The sequence below is a fragment of the Streptomyces sp. NPDC090106 genome (genome assembly GCF_044747265.1).
GTDB lineage: Bacteria > Actinomycetota > Actinomycetes > Streptomycetales > Streptomycetaceae > Streptomyces.
In genome coordinates this window covers 100,607-114,677 of the sequence record NZ_JBIVDS010000018.1, presented here as the reverse complement: position 1 = coordinate 114,677, position 14,071 = coordinate 100,607, and the positions used below count along the sequence as shown (strand labels likewise).

Genomic DNA, 14,071 nt, shown 5'->3' with positions numbered 1-14,071 from the left:
GGGATTCGCAGCCACGAAGACCCCGGGCGCTCCGAAACCACGGAGACCCGCAGGTCGGGTGGCTCGAAAACGTAAACCTCCGAACCATCGCTCGAATGGGTGATCCGTTTCACGCTCGACGAGAGGCGGTCAGCCGCACGTGATGGGCTCGGTAGCATCAAGCACCGGCCCGGACGGGGGTCCTAAGCCGCCCCCTGTGCCGTGTCCGCCCTGGGGCACCCCGTCCGCCGGTTGACACAGCCGGAGGTGCCCATGAGTGCGGAGGCGACGAACCCCGCGACCCCAGGTCCGGTAACAGGACCTGCGGCGCGCTGGCGGGCGCGCATCGACCTGCGCCGACTGGGCCGTGCCGCCCTGCTCGGCCCCGCCGCCCGAGACCGGCTGCCCGACGCCATCGGCCATGTCGCCGAGGCGCATCGCGCCCACCATCCCGACGCCGACCTCGAACCCCTGCGCCGCGCCTGGGTCCTCGCCGAGTCCTCGCACCGCGGCCAGATGCGCAAGAGCGGCGAGCCGTACATCACCCACCCGCTCGCGGTCACCCTGATCCTCGCCGAACTCGGCGCGGAGACCACGACCTTGACGGCCTCGCTGCTCCACGACACCGTCGAGGACACCGATGTGACGCTCGACCAGGTCGGCGAGGAGTTCGGCGCCGAGGTCCGCTACATCGTGGACGGCGTCACCAAGCTGGAGAAGGTCGACTACGGCGCCGCCGCCGAGCCCGAGACCTTCCGCAAGATGCTCGTCGCCACCGGCAACGACGTCCGCGTGATGTCGATCAAACTCGCCGACCGGCTGCACAACATGCGCACCCTCGGCGTGATGCGGCCCGAGAAGCAGGCCCGCATCGCCAAGGTCACCCGAGACGTCCTCATCCCGCTCGCCGAGCGCCTCGGCGTACAGGCCCTGAAGACCGAGCTGGAGGACCTGGTCTTCGCGATCCTCCACCCCGAGGAGTACGAGCACACCCGCGAGCTGATCGTCGACAACGCCTCCCGCGCGGACGACCCCCTCGCCGAGATCGCCGACGAGGTGCGCGGCCATCTGCGCGAGGCCGACATCCAGGCCGAAGTCGTCATCCGGCCGCGGCACTTCGTCTCCGTGCACCGCGTCGCCCGCAAGCGCGGCCAGATGCGCGGCGCGGACTTCGGACGCCTGCTGGTGCTCGTCGGCGAGGACGCGGACTGCTACGGCGTGCTCGGCGAGCTGCACACCTGTATGACGCCCGTCGTCTCGGAGTTCAAGGACTTCATCGCCGTACCGAAGTTCAACCTCTACCAGTCGCTGCACACCGCGGTCGCCCGCGAGGACGGCCAGGTCGCCGAAGTCCTCATCCGCACCCACCAGATGCACAAGGTCGCCGAGGCGGGCGTCATCGCCCTCGGCAACCCGTACACCCCGGTCACCGACCTCCCCGCCGACGGCGAGCGCGTCGACCCCACCCGGCCCGGCTGGCTCTCGCGCCTGCTCGACTGGCAGGAGGCCGCGCCCGACCCCGACACGTTCTGGTCCACCCTGCGCGAGGACCTCGCCCAGGACCGCGAGATCACCGTCTACCGCCCCGACGGCGGCACCCTCGGCCTCCCCGAAGGGGCCACCTGCGTCGACGCGGCCTACGCCCAGTACGGCGAGGACGCGCACGCGTGTATCGGCGCCCGCGTCAACGGCCGCCTGGCGACCCTGAGCACGGTGCTGAAGGACGGCGACACCGTCCAGCTCCTCATGGGCCAGGACCCGGCCTCCGAGCCCTCCAGGGAGTGGCTGGAGCACGCGCACACCCCGGCCGCGCGGATCGCCATCCAGCGCTGGCTGGCGACCCACCCGGTCGCGGACCGCACCGAGACCCCCGCCGACGCCTCTCCCGCCGCCGAGGCCGCCACGGGCAGGCCCGAGCCCGCGCCCGCCCTCGGCGTCCGCCCCCCGGACGTCCTCGTCGACCCGCCCGGCGCGACCGTCCGCCTCGCCGGCTGCTGTACGCCCGTACCGCCCGACACGATCACCGGCTTCGTCGTCCGCGGCGGCGTCGTCACCGTGCACCGCGACCAGTGCCCGGCGGTGGCGCGACTGCGCGGCGGGGGGCGCGCGGAGGTCGACGTGCGCTGGGGGGACACCGCCGAGTGCCGGGTCACCCTGCACGCCGAATCGTTCGGCCGCCCCCATCTCCTCGCGGACCTCACCGAGGCCATGGCCACCGAGGGCGCCGAGATCGTCTCCGCGACCGTCGAACCGCCCAGCCAGCAGCGCGTCCGCCACACCTACACCGTCCAGCTCCCCGACGCGGCCCTCCTGCCCGCCCTCATGCGGGCGATGCGGAACGTCCCCGGGGTGTACGACGTGACCCGCGCGCAGACGACGGGCGCCTGACCCTCCTGCGCGCCGGGAGGGCGGCGTTCACGGTCCCGGCGCCGTCCACGACGCCCGCGTGGCGTCCACCGGCGGCCTACTCGTTCGGGTGGGCCGGTCGCGAGTCGTCGCCGCGGCACACGCGCGCGCTGGTAGCCGTGGTGCATGCTGCTCACCCCCCACGCCAAGGCGCCCGCCGCGCGGACCCCGCGCCGCCGGTTCAAGGCCGCCGCGCTGCTCGCCTCCGCCGTCTCCGTCTGCCTCGTCGCCGCGAGCGCCCCGGCCGCCCCGCTGGGCGTCGGCGACCGCCTCTTCCCGCACCTGGGCAACCCCGGGTACGACGTCGCGTCGTACGACCTGGCCTTCACCTACAGCGGCTCCCACAACAAGCCGCTGAAGGCCGTCACCACGATCGACGCCTGGACGACGACGCGCCTTGACCGGCTCAACCTGGACTTCGCGCACGGCGAGGTCGAGTCGGTCGAGGTCGACGGTGAGCCCGCCGCGTTCACCGAGGCCGACGAGGACCTCGTCGTGACCCCGCAGGACGCCCTGCCCCGGGGGAGCTGGACACGGATCACCGTGCGCCACACCAGCGACCCCACGCCCCCCGACGACCGCGACGGCGGCTGGGTGCGCACCAAGGACGGGCTCGCCATGGCCAACCAGGCCGACGTCGCCCACCTCGTCTTCCCGTGCAACGACCACCCCTCCGACAAGGCGATGTTCACCATCCACGTGACCGCGCCCGACGGCTACACGGCCGTCGCCAACGGGCTCCCGGCCGGCGTGGACCGCGCCGCCGGGGCCACGACCTGGACGTACCGCACCCAGCACCCCATGGCGACCGAGCTCGCCCAGGTCTCCATCGGCCGCTCCACCGTGCTGCGCCGCAGCGGGCCGCACGGGCTGCCCGTCCGGGACGTCGTGCCCACCGAGCACCGCGCGGCCCTCGAACCCTGGCTGGAGAAGACCCCGGACCAGATCTCCTGGATGGAGGGGAAGGTCGGCCGCTACCCCTTCGAGACGTACGGGCTGCTCATGGCCGACGCCGACACCGGCTTCGAGCTGGAGACCCAGACGCTCTCCCTCTTCGAACGGGAGCTCTTCACCGAGCCCGCCTACCCCCAGTGGTACGTGGAGTCGATCATGGTGCACGAGCTGGCCCACCAGTGGTTCGGCGACAGCGTCAGCCCCGCCACGTGGTCCGACCTCTGGCTCAACGAGGGGCACGCCACCTGGTACGAGGCCCTGTACGCCGAGGAGAAGGCGGGCCGCACGCTCGAAGCCCGTATGAAGGCCGCCTACAGCGCCTCCGACCGCTGGCGCGAGGCCGGCGGCCCGCCCGCGGCGCCCAAGGCACCCGACGCCGGCCAGAAGATCAGCATCTTCCGCCCCAACGTCTACGACGGCGCCGCACTCGTCCTGTACGCGCTGCGCGAGGAGATCGGCCGCACGGCCTTCGAACGGCTGGAGAAGGTCTGGGTCCAGCGCCACCGGGACGGCGTCGCCTCCACCGCCGACTTCGTCCGCCTCGCCTCGGAGCTGTCCGGACGCGACCTCGGCGCCTTCTTCCAGGACTGGCTGTACGGCGAGAAGACCCCGCCGATGCCCGGGCACCCGGAGTGGAAGAGCGTCGCGACGGGCAGATGACCCGTGCGGGGCGGGCCGATAAGCCGGTGACGAGACGTACCGTCCCGTGCGACCATCTTCAGGCGGCGCGGCGCTGTCCCCGGACGGCGCGGCACGGGGCGCGGGAATCTCCCGGGGTACCCGTGCGTTGAGCAGTGTGACGGCCGTGACATTGCCGACACGGCGTCGCATATCCGACGACGTAACGACGTAAGGACCCAATGACCTCCTCTTCATCTTCTTCCCAGGACACTCAGCGCCTCGCGCACAGCTACTCCGAAGGTCTTCGGGCCGATGCCCTGATGGAAGAGGACGTCGCCTGGAGCCACGAGATCGACGGAGAGCGGGACGGCGATCAGCTCGACCGCTCCGAGCGCGCGGCTCTGCGCCGCGTGGCGGGCCTCTCCACCGAGCTCGAGGACGTCACCGAGGTCGAGTACCGCCAGCTCCGCCTGGAGCGGGTCGTGCTCGTCGGCGTCTGGACCACGGGGACCGCGCAGGACGCGGACAACTCCCTCGCGGAGCTCGCCGCCCTCGCGGAGACCGCGGGCGCGCTCGTGCTCGACGGCGTGATCCAGCGCCGCGACAAGCCCGACGCGGCCACCTACATCGGCTCCGGCAAGGCCCTGGAGCTGCGGGACCTGGTCGTCGAGTCCGGCGCCGACACCGTCATCTGCGACGGTGAGCTGAGCCCCGGCCAGCTCATCCAGCTCGAAGACGTCGTCAAGGTCAAGGTCATCGACCGTACGGCCCTGATCCTCGACATCTTCGCCCAGCACGCCAAGTCCCGTGAGGGCAAGGCGCAGGTCGCGCTCGCGCAGATGCAGTACATGCTGCCGAGGCTCCGTGGCTGGGGTCAGTCGCTGTCCCGTCAGATGGGCGGCGGCAAGGGCGGCGGCCTCGCCACCCGTGGCCCCGGTGAGACCAAGATCGAGACGGACCGGCGGCGGATCCGCGAGAAGATGGCGAAGATGCGCCGGGAGATCGCGGAGATGAAGACCGGCCGCGAGATCAAGCGCCAGGAGCGCAAGCGCAACAAGGTGCCGTCCGTCGCCATCGCTGGCTACACCAACGCCGGCAAGTCCTCCCTGCTCAACCGCCTCACCGGCGCCGGTGTCCTGGTCGAGAACTCCCTGTTCGCGACCCTGGACCCGACCGTCCGGCGGGCCGAGACGCCCAGCGGGCGCCTCTACACCCTGGCGGACACCGTCGGCTTCGTCCGGCATCTGCCTCACCACCTGGTCGAGGCGTTCCGCTCCACGATGGAGGAGGTCGGCCAGTCCGACCTGATCCTGCACGTGGTCGACGGTTCGCACCCGAACCCGGAGGAGCAGCTCCTCGCCGTGCGCGAGGTGATCCGGGAGGTCGGCGCCACCGGCGTACCCGAGATCGTCGTGATCAACAAGGCCGACGCGGCCGACCCGCTGACCCTTCAGCGGCTGACGCGCATCGAGCAGCGCTCGATCGCCGTCTCCGCCCGCACCGGTCAGGGCATCGACGAGCTGCTCGCACTCATCGACAACGAGCTGCCGCGGCCCTCGGTCGAGATCGAGGCGCTCGTGCCGTACACGCACGGCAAGCTCGTCGCCCGCGCCCACACCGAGGGCGAGGTGATCTCCGAGGAGCACACCGCGGAGGGCACGCTGCTCAAGGTGCGGGTGCACGAGGAACTGGCGGCCGATCTGGCGCCGTACGTTCCGGCGGCGACCGCGTAACCGCGTAGCGCCGGCCGCACCGGCACGTCGTACGACGGAGGCCCGCCCCTCAGCGCGAGGGGCGGGCCTCCGTCGTTTGATTGCCGGTCGCCTACCGGCCGGTGGTCCACCGGCCGGGCGCCTGGTGGCCAGCGGCCGGGCCCGGTGGTCTACCGGCCGCCGTACGTGTTGCTCATGTTCTCGTAGAGCGCCTCGGCGGTCGCGCCCAGCTGCGGGCCCGCCAGCCAGGTGTTGTCGGCCGGGCCGATCGAGGTGTTGGAGACCAGCTTGGTCTCGCCGTCGACCACCCGGAACCAGCCGCCGCCGGAGGAGCCGCCGGTCATGGTGCAGCCGATGCGGTACATCGTCGGCAGGGCAGCGCTCAACGACAACCGGCCCGGCTGGTCCAGGCACTTGAACATCTTCAGCCCGTTGTACGGCGCCGCCTGCGGGTAGCCCCAGGCGCCCATCCGGCCCGACTCGGTCGCCGAGGGCGCGCTGAAGTCGATGTCGAGCGCGGCCCCGACGGTCTCCTCGAGGGACTTCGCACCGGACTCCGGCTTCACGTGCAGCACCGAGTAGTCGTACGCCGCGCCCGCGCCGCCGGTCTCCGAGCCGCCCTCGATCCACTGGCTGGAGGTGGAGGCCCAGTCCGCCCACCACTGGCCGTACGGGGCGATCTGCGTGGCGTTCGCATTCGTCAGCTCCGCCTCGGACCTGCCGTAGTCGTTGTAGGCGGGCACGAACATGATGTTGCGGTACCAGCCGCCACCGCTGCCCGCGTGGACACAGTGACCGGCCGTCCACACCAGGTTGGACTTGCCGGGGTGGTTGACGTCCGTGACGACCGTGCCGGAGCAGACGGCCGCACCCTCGGGGGTGTCGAAGAAGATCTTCCCGACGGGCGCCGCGTTGGCGTGGTACGGCGTCTTCTCGGCGGTCGCCTCGACCGGCGCCGGGTCCGGGTCGCTGACGCCCTGGTCGGCCGCCGCGTCCTTCGTCGAGTACGTCTTCTCGGCCGCCTTCGCGGACTTCATCCGCTCCGGCTTCCAGAGCCCTTCGATGACCGGGTTGACGAAGTCCTTGGCCTCACTGAGCCACTGGTCCTTGTCCCAGTTCTTCCAGCCGCCGTCCTTCCAGTCGTCGACGTCGATGCCGTGCTCCTTGAGCCGGTCGGCGAGGTCGGCGGGGATCTGGAGGTCGCCGTTGCCGCCGCCGTCCTCCGACGGGGAGGCGGTGCCGACGGCCTTGTCGCTCGCCTCGTCCGCGCCGTTGCAGGCGGTCGCCGTGAGGGCGAGGGCGGCGGCCAGGGCGGTGGCGGCCATCGCGGTGCGGGACCTGCGGGACCTGCGGGTGGCTGGGCGGGATGTGTGTGTGGCTGTGCCGGACGTGCGTGTGGAACGCATGGTGCGTCGACCCCCGTCGGAGTGCTTCAGAAGCGTGCGTGCGTGATGGCTTGAGCCGTCATGGCTCGTGTTGTCATGGCTTGAGTAGTCATCACCTGAGCTGTCATTGCCTGAGCTGCCATCGCTCGGGCAGCCGTCGTATGGGCAGCCGTCGTATGGGCTGTCGTCGTTCGGGCGCTTGCCCGCTTGTGTCATGCGCGTGTCACCCTGGACGGAGACGCGTCCCCGGACTCCCCGCGCGACACCCCACTATGCCCGTCGAGCCGAGGGCGAACGGCGGCGAGGCGGTGAAGGTTTCCCGTACCGCCTCGCCGCCGGGTCCGTCACTGACCGGCGTACTTCCCGCTCACCGAGTCGTACACGCCCTTGGCGACCTCGCCCAGCCGCGGTCCGGCCAGCCAGCCCGCCGTCACCGGGCCGATCGAGGTGTTGGACACCAGCGCCGGCTTGCCGTCGGAGCCCTTGGCCACCCAGCCGCCGCCGGAGGAACCGCCGGTCATGGTGCAGCCGATGCGGTACATCGTCGGGTCAGCGGTGTTCAGCGACAGCCGCCCCGGCTTGTCCGCGCACTGGTACATCGTCTCCCCGTCGAACGGGGCCGCCGCCGGGTAACCGGTCGCCGTCATCGTCTGGATCTTCCCCGCCGCCGGGGCGTTGAAGTCCACCGGCAGTGCCGAACCGACCGTCTCCTCAAGAGACTTGCCCGATCCGCCCTTCTCCGGCGTCACATGGATCACCGCGAAGTCGTACGACGCCCCGTCACCGCCGGTCGCGCCACCCTGCTCGATCCACTGGTCGGAGGTCTGCGCCCAGTCACCCCACCAGACACCGTACGGAGCGACCTCCTCGCGGGCCGCGCTCCCCAACTCGGCCTGCGACAGACCCTTGTCGTTGTACGACGGCACGAAGGCGATGTTCCGGTACCAGCCGCCCTCCTTGCCCGCGTGGACGCAATGACCCGCCGTCCAGACCATGTTGGACTTACCGGGGTGCGCAGGGTCCTGTACGACCGTCGCCGAGCAGACCATCGTGCCTTCGGGGGAGTCGAAGAACACCTTGCCCGAGGCGGGGGCGTTGGCGTGGTACGTGGTCGGCACGGCCTTCGCGTCCACCGGCGCCGGCTCCGGGTCGGTCACGCCCTGGTCGTCGGAGAGGTCACTGTCGTCGACACTCTTGTCCGGCTCCTCGGCGTCCCGCATCCGGTCCGTGTCCCACAGGCCCTCGATGATCGGGTTGATGTAGTCCTGGGCCTCGCGGAGCCAGTCGTCCTTGCTCCAGTCCTTCCAGGCCCCGTCCTTCCACTTGTCGACATCGATCCCGTGCTCCTTGAGCCGGTCCTTGATGTCGTCCGGGATCGTGATCTTCCCGTCCGACGCGGCCGAGGCCGAGGCGCTCGCGTCACCGCCCGCCTCCGCGTCCCCCGAGTCGCAGGCGGTGGCGGTCAGTGCCAGCGTCGAGGCGAGGGCGACGGCGGCCAGCACGGGGGAGTTTCTGCGACGCGCGCCCCTTCCCCGGCGGACGCTGAGCAACGGCCTTGTGGATCGCATGATCTGACTCCCCCTGGGGTGAACGACACTGGCCCGGACGGCCTGTTGGAACGGCAACACACACTATGCGCTCGCTGTGGGGGAGTACCGACGGAACGGCAACGGTTTCGCTACGAGCTGTCTGACCTGGCCGTATCCACAGTGGTCAGCCGGACGTGTGTGGTCCGCCACGGTCGCCCGGCGCGCGGCGCCCGGTGTCTGCCGTCCGGTGTCTGCCTGGCGTCGGCTCGGAGGGGATGAGATCGGCTGGGCTGGGCTGGGCTGGGATCGGCTCGGCTCGGCTCGGCTCGGCAAGGATCTTGCGGAAACCCGTAACCCGGTGACCTGTTCGGGGTTGGTAGCGGCGGGGGGTCTGCTGTCCGCGTGCGGTCCCCCTTGCTCGTGGCGCGACGACGACCTGCCCCGGGCGCGCGACAACCAGGGGAGGGGCGGGGGAGTTGGCCGATCGTTCGCACGGCGGGTGCCTGACCGAAGAAGGCCCATGGAGCCAGCCGGCCCGGGAGGCGGCTGCACGCACCTACGCGCGAGCCCTGCCGATCGTGCCCGTGCGGGCCCGCGGGCTGACCATCGAGGGTGCGGACGGCCGCCGTTACCTGGACTGCCTCTCCGGCGAGGGCACGCTGGCCCTCGGCCACAACCACCCCGTCGTCCTGGAGGCGATCCGCAAGGTCCTCGACTCCGGTGCCCCCGTGCACGCCCTCGACCTCGTCACCCCCGTCGAGGACGCCTTCGTCACCGAACTCCTCCGCACCCTGCCGCCCGGCCTCGCCGGCCACGCGCGCGTGCGATTCTGCGGACCTTCCGACACGGACGCACTGGAGGCCGCCGCCCACCTCGTCCGCGCCGCGACCGGCCGCACCGAGACACTCACGCTCACCGGTGCCCACCACGCCACCTGGCCCCACGGCTTCGGCCCCGGCCTCGACGACCCCGGGCCGGATGCCGGGGCACCCGCCGGTGTGTTCGTCCAACCCGTCCGGTGCGATGGCGGAGTCGCCCCGGCACCGGACGCCTGGCTGCGACGCGTCCGACACCTCACCACCGCCCGCTCCGTGCCCCTCGTCGCCGACGAGATCGAGACGGGCGTCGGCCGCACCGGTGCCTTCTGGGCCGTCGAGCACAGCGGCGTCACCCCCGACGTCATGATCCTCTCCAAGGCCATCGGCGGGAGCCTCCCGCTCTCCGTGCTCGTCCACCACGACGACCTCTCCGTCCGTCACCCCGCCACCGCCACCGGCCCGTTCCGCGCCAACCAACTCGCCATGGCCGCAGGCACCGCCACCCTCGCCCACGTCCGCGAACACCACCTCGCCGACCACGCCACCCGCCTGGGCGCCCGCATGCTCACCCGACTCCGCGAACTCGCACGACGGTTCCCCTGCGTCGGCGCCGCGAGCGGCCGGGGCCTGCTGCTTGGGCTGGAGCTGGTGGGACCGGGGGAGCCGAGGCAGTTGACAGAGCCGGGGGAGTCGAGGGCGCCGGGAGAGTCAAGGGCGCCGGGCGAGTTGACGGGGCCGGGGGAACTCGTGTGGTTGACCGAGCCGTTGGGTTTGAGGGACCCCTCGGGCAGGGCGGACCTGTCGGGCGGGGCGGACCCCTTGGCTGGGACGGCCCTGGCTGGGACGGACCTGGGTGGGACGGGGCCCTTGGCTGGGGCGAACCTCTTGGATGGGGCGGACCCGCGAGGTGGGGCAAGCCTGCTGGCCTCGGTAGCCCCGGAGCGCCGCCCGGTGGAGCGCCGCCCGGCGGGGAGCCGGCTCGCCCTCGCCGTCCAACAGGAGTGCCTGCGGCGCGGCCTGATCGTCGACCTCAGCGGCCCCTACTCGGACGTCATCCGCCTGCTCCCTCCCCTCACCATCACGGACGAGCAGGCGGACGCGGTACTCGACCGTCTCTCGGACGCGGTCGAGTCGGTCGCCCGTACCCACCCCGCCGCCCAACCCCTCGGCACGTCCCCTGACATCCCTCGGCCGCACGTCCCCGAACCCGCCCACGAGGACCAGCCTTGAACACCACCCCCAATCCCGCCGACCCGCTCCACCCCACCCCCGCCCTAGGCGTCACCGCCACGGTCCCTCCCCGCGGGCCCGGCATGGCCCCGACTTCGGCCCCACAATCGGTCTCGCGACCGGGTCCGGAACCGGCGGGCACACCATCCCTCCGCCCACAGGGACGAGTACCGGAGCAGGACCGGCCCGGCGACCGTGGCAGCAAGGCGGCGGACACCGTCCCGGACGACAGTCCCCACGCCGCCCGACTGCGCGCCCCGCTCCCTACCCCCGTACCTTTCTCCCCCTCGGCTCCTCTCCCCGACCCTCTCGACCACGCCTCTCCCCACACCGCGGCCCAGTCCGCGGCCGTCGAGAACCTGCTCCGTTGCTGGGTGCGCGAAGCGGACCTCCCCGCCCCCGCCGACGGCACCCTCCGCATCGCCCTTCCCGCCAGCGGCACCGCGCTGCGCGTCCCGGTCCGCTACTGGTCCCCGACGGGCTGGCACCGCTTCGGCCCCGCCCGTTTCGCCGGCACCCCTGAGCAGTCCCCGCCCTGCGACGCCGTCACGGTCGTGGCACTACTGACCCGGGAGTCCTTGCGCGCCACCTCACTCACCTCGCCGGCGAGCACCCCCGCTGACTCCGCGGCCGTCCCCCCGCCTGTCCCTTCACCCGTCCCCTCGCCTGTCTCCTCACCTGTTTCCCCGGACGTGACCGATCTCCTGGCCCGCGTGGCCGACTCCACCCGCCGCACGGCCACCTTCATCAGCGAGCGCAGACGGCAGCCCGAGGACCACCCCGACCTGTTCCTCGCCGCCGAACAGGCCCTGCTCCTCGGCCACCCACTGCACCCGACTCCGAAGAGCCGCGAGGGACTCTCCGACACCGAAGCGCTCCGGTACTCACCCGAGTCGCGCGGCTCCTTCCCCCTGCACTGGATCGCGGTCGCACCCTCCCTCCTCGCCGCCGACTCGGCCTGGACCGAGCGCGGACGCCATCTCCCCGCAGCCCACCTCACGGCACGCCTGGCAGACACCCAACTCCGACTCCCCGAGGGCTATGCGGCCCTACCGCTGCACCCCTGGCAGTTCAGGGAGATCCGTCACCAACCCGCAGCCGCCGCCCTCTTCGACACCGGACACCTGCGGGACCTCGGAGCGCACGGACCCCTCTGGCACCCGACCTCCTCCGTACGCACCGTGTACAGCTCCGGCGCCCCCGCCATGCTCAAGCTGTCTCTCGCCCTGCGCATCACCAACTCCCGTCGCGAGAACCTCCGCAAAGAACTCCATCGCGGTGTCGAGGTCCACCGACTGCTGCGCAGCGGCCTGGCGCAGCAGTGGCAGTCCGTCCACCCCGGCTTCGACATCGTGCGCGACCCGGCCTGGCTCGCCGTCGACGGGCCCGACGGTGAGCCGATGCCAGGACTCGACGTGATGATTCGGCACAACCCGTTCACCCCCGCCGACGACGTCACCTGCGTCGCCGGACTTGTCGCGCCCAGGCCGCAGATCCAGCCCGGCGCGTCCCAAGGTGACGTACCCGAGGCCGCTTTGGCGCAGGGCACTACGGTCATGCGGTCCCGGCTCGCCGATCTCGTCAGCCACCTCGCCGCCCGGACCGGCCGGCCCCTGGGCGCGGTCGCCACCGAGTGGTTCCTGCGCTACCTGGAGCACGTCGTCCGCCCCGTGCTCTGGTTCGACGCGGAGGCCGGCATCGCACTCGAAGCCCATCAGCAGAACACGCTGCTGCTCCTGGACGCTGAGGGCTGGCCCGCCGGTGGACGCTACCGGGACAACCAGGGCTACTACTTCCGCGAGTCCCACCGCGCCCGACTCGACGCCCGGCTGCCCGGCATCGGCGAGCACAGCGACACGTTCGTCTCCGACGAGGTGACCGACGAACGGTTCGCCTACTACCTCGCCATCAACAACGTGCTCGGCCTCATCGGCGCTTTCGGCTCCCAACGGCTTGCAGACGAACAGGTGTTGCTCGCAGCCTTCCGACGGTTCCTGAACGGTGTCGCCTCTGGCCCGGCCCCTCTGCGTACCTCCCTCCCGGCCCGCTTGCTGGACTCACCCGTCCTGAGCTGCAAGGCCAACCTCCTTACCCGCCTGCACGGCCTCGACGAACTCGTCGGCCCGGTCGACACCCAGTCCGTCTACGTCACCATCGCCAACCCCCTCCACACCTGACCGCCCGCCAACGCCCCACTCCTCAACTCCCGCACCCCTCTACCCCCGTGCCTCCTACTCCCTCGCTCCCCGTCTCCTTTGCACCCCTGATCACTCGATCCCCGAGGAACATGACCCGACCCGTCTCCTGAGAGGAGCGACGCCGTGGATCCCCGTGACACGAGCGCCGATGCCGTAACCGGCCCCGCAACCCTGCCCACCGCAGCCGACGAGGACAGCGAGTGCGGCGAGGACACCCTCGACCTGCGTCTCCCCGACGAGTTCCTCGCCCTCATCGCCCAGGAAGCCGTCTCCGAGGCACCCCCGAGCACGACCGCAACCCCGGCCCCGGCCCCGGCCGTGGCCGTGACCACAGGCCCAACGACCTCCGCACCCCCATCCCCACCCACAGCCCAAACGGCCTCCGCATCCCCACCCGTAGCGGCATCGGCAGCCTCGAACGGTCACCGCACCACCGATGACCTCCTGGACCACGTGGCCGACTGGGGCCCCGTGACCACCCCCGTGGGCAAGTTCCAGCTGATCCCCGTCCACGGCGAACGCGACCTGCCGCTCATCGGCGCCTGGATGAACGACCCCGCTGTCGCGCGTTTCTGGGAACTGTCCGGTGCCCCGGGCCGTACCGCGGATCATCTGCGGACCCAACTCGCCGGAGACGGAAGGAGCGTCCCCTGCCTCGGCGTGCTGGACGGCACTCCGATGAGCTACTGGGAGATCTACCGGGCCGACCTCGACCCGTTGGCCCGCCACTACCCGGCCCGGCCTCACGACACCGGCGTCCACCTCCTCATCGGCGCCGCCGAGAACCGTGGCCGAGGGATCGGCAGCGCACTTCTCAGAGCCGTCGCGGACCTGATCCTCGACAAGCGGCCCGCCTGCGCACGTGTCATCGCGGAACCCGACCTTCGCAACACCCCATCCGTCTCCTCCTTCCTGAGCGCCGGTTTCCGGTTCGCCGCGGAGATCGACCTGCCCGACAAGCGGGCCGCCCTCATGGTCCGGGAGCGGTCGTTCCGCGATGTGCTGTAACGACGCGTCGCGGCATCATCACTTTTGGTACACCGCTCACGCCGATCCGGTTCCCACTCGTCCCGCCTCACCTCGCACCAATCAACAACCCCGCTTCGGTTCCCCTTCGACCGCACCTCGCACCCATCTCCGATCCCGCTTCGGTCGCCCTTCGACCCCACCGCGATTCCACTCGATCCCACCCGACCCCAAGCGAACCGACCTGATCTCCCGCCACCCCCGACCCGGGCC

The 14,071-nt window shown here is 71.6% G+C and carries 8 protein-coding genes; 6 read left to right on the top strand and 2 right to left on the bottom strand.

Annotation, left to right across the window (positions count from 1 at the left end):
- Positions 1–252: 252 nt before the first annotated feature.
- The 3 genes from ACIPSE_RS41330 to hflX all read left to right on the top strand — a co-directional run bounded on the left by ACIPSE_RS41330 (position 253) and on the right by hflX (position 5,693).
- On the top strand, positions 253–2,367 hold the full coding sequence (locus ACIPSE_RS41330; RefSeq protein WP_401673811.1) for a RelA/SpoT family protein: 2,115 nt from the start codon (positions 253–255) through the stop codon (positions 2,365–2,367).
- A gap of 144 nt (positions 2,368–2,511) precedes the next feature.
- Positions 2,512–3,999 carry a M1 family metallopeptidase gene (locus tag ACIPSE_RS41325; RefSeq protein ID WP_401673809.1) on the top strand — a complete coding sequence of 496 codons (1,488 nt, stop codon included), beginning with the start codon at positions 2,512–2,514 and terminating at the stop codon, positions 3,997–3,999.
- A gap of 200 nt (positions 4,000–4,199) precedes the next feature.
- The gene (gene hflX, locus ACIPSE_RS41320; RefSeq protein WP_401673807.1) at positions 4,200–5,693 is read left to right on the top strand and encodes a GTPase HflX; all 1,494 of its coding nucleotides are present in this window, start codon (positions 4,200–4,202) and stop codon (positions 5,691–5,693) included.
- Positions 5,694–5,842: 149 nt separating this feature from the next.
- On the opposite strand, the gene ACIPSE_RS41315 is transcribed toward hflX, so the two are convergent.
- Together ACIPSE_RS41315 and ACIPSE_RS41310 are read right to left on the bottom strand one after the other, a co-directional pair.
- Positions 5,843–6,997 (bottom strand): trypsin-like serine peptidase, encoded by a 1,155-nt coding sequence (locus tag ACIPSE_RS41315; RefSeq protein ID WP_401673805.1) that lies wholly within the window; start codon positions 6,995–6,997, stop codon positions 5,843–5,845.
- A 404-nt stretch (positions 6,998–7,401) separates the two neighbouring features.
- A complete protein-coding gene (locus tag ACIPSE_RS41310; protein WP_401673802.1) occupies positions 7,402–8,625 on the bottom strand; it encodes a trypsin-like serine peptidase in 1,224 nt (407 codons plus the stop codon).
- 437 nt (positions 8,626–9,062) lie between these two features.
- On the opposite strand from ACIPSE_RS41310, the gene ACIPSE_RS41305 reads away from it, so the two are divergent.
- The 3 genes from ACIPSE_RS41305 to ACIPSE_RS41295 all read left to right on the top strand — a co-directional run bounded on the left by ACIPSE_RS41305 (position 9,063) and on the right by ACIPSE_RS41295 (position 13,840).
- Complete coding sequence (locus tag ACIPSE_RS41305; RefSeq protein WP_401673800.1) at positions 9,063–10,634, top strand: aminotransferase class III-fold pyridoxal phosphate-dependent enzyme; 1,572 nt, start codon at positions 9,063–9,065, stop codon at positions 10,632–10,634.
- Positions 10,635–10,717: 83 nt separating this feature from the next.
- Positions 10,718–12,811 (top strand): IucA/IucC family protein, encoded by a 2,094-nt coding sequence (locus ACIPSE_RS41300; RefSeq protein WP_401673939.1) that lies wholly within the window; start codon positions 10,718–10,720, stop codon positions 12,809–12,811.
- A gap of 144 nt (positions 12,812–12,955) precedes the next feature.
- On the top strand, positions 12,956–13,840 hold the full coding sequence (locus tag ACIPSE_RS41295) for a GNAT family N-acetyltransferase (RefSeq protein ID WP_401673797.1): 885 nt from the start codon (positions 12,956–12,958) through the stop codon (positions 13,838–13,840).
- Positions 13,841–14,071 lie beyond the last annotated feature (231 nt).

Bases quoted from the DNA above. Each gene is read 5' to 3' on its own strand.
- ACIPSE_RS41330 (WP_401673811.1), top strand. From the start codon at position 253: ATGAGTGCGGAGGCGACGAACCCCGCGACCCCAGGTCCGGTAACAGGA.
- ACIPSE_RS41325 (WP_401673809.1), top strand. From the start codon at position 2,512: ATGCTGCTCACCCCCCACGCCAAGGCGCCCGCCGCGCGGACCCCGCGC.
- hflX (WP_401673807.1), top strand. From the start codon at position 4,200: ATGACCTCCTCTTCATCTTCTTCCCAGGACACTCAGCGCCTCGCGCAC.
- ACIPSE_RS41315 (WP_401673805.1), bottom strand. From the start codon at position 6,997: ATGGCCGCCACCGCCCTGGCCGCCGCCCTCGCCCTCACGGCGACCGCC.
- ACIPSE_RS41310 (WP_401673802.1), bottom strand. From the start codon at position 8,625: ATGCGATCCACAAGGCCGTTGCTCAGCGTCCGCCGGGGAAGGGGCGCG.
- ACIPSE_RS41300 (WP_401673939.1), top strand. From the start codon at position 10,718: ATGGCCCCGACTTCGGCCCCACAATCGGTCTCGCGACCGGGTCCGGAA.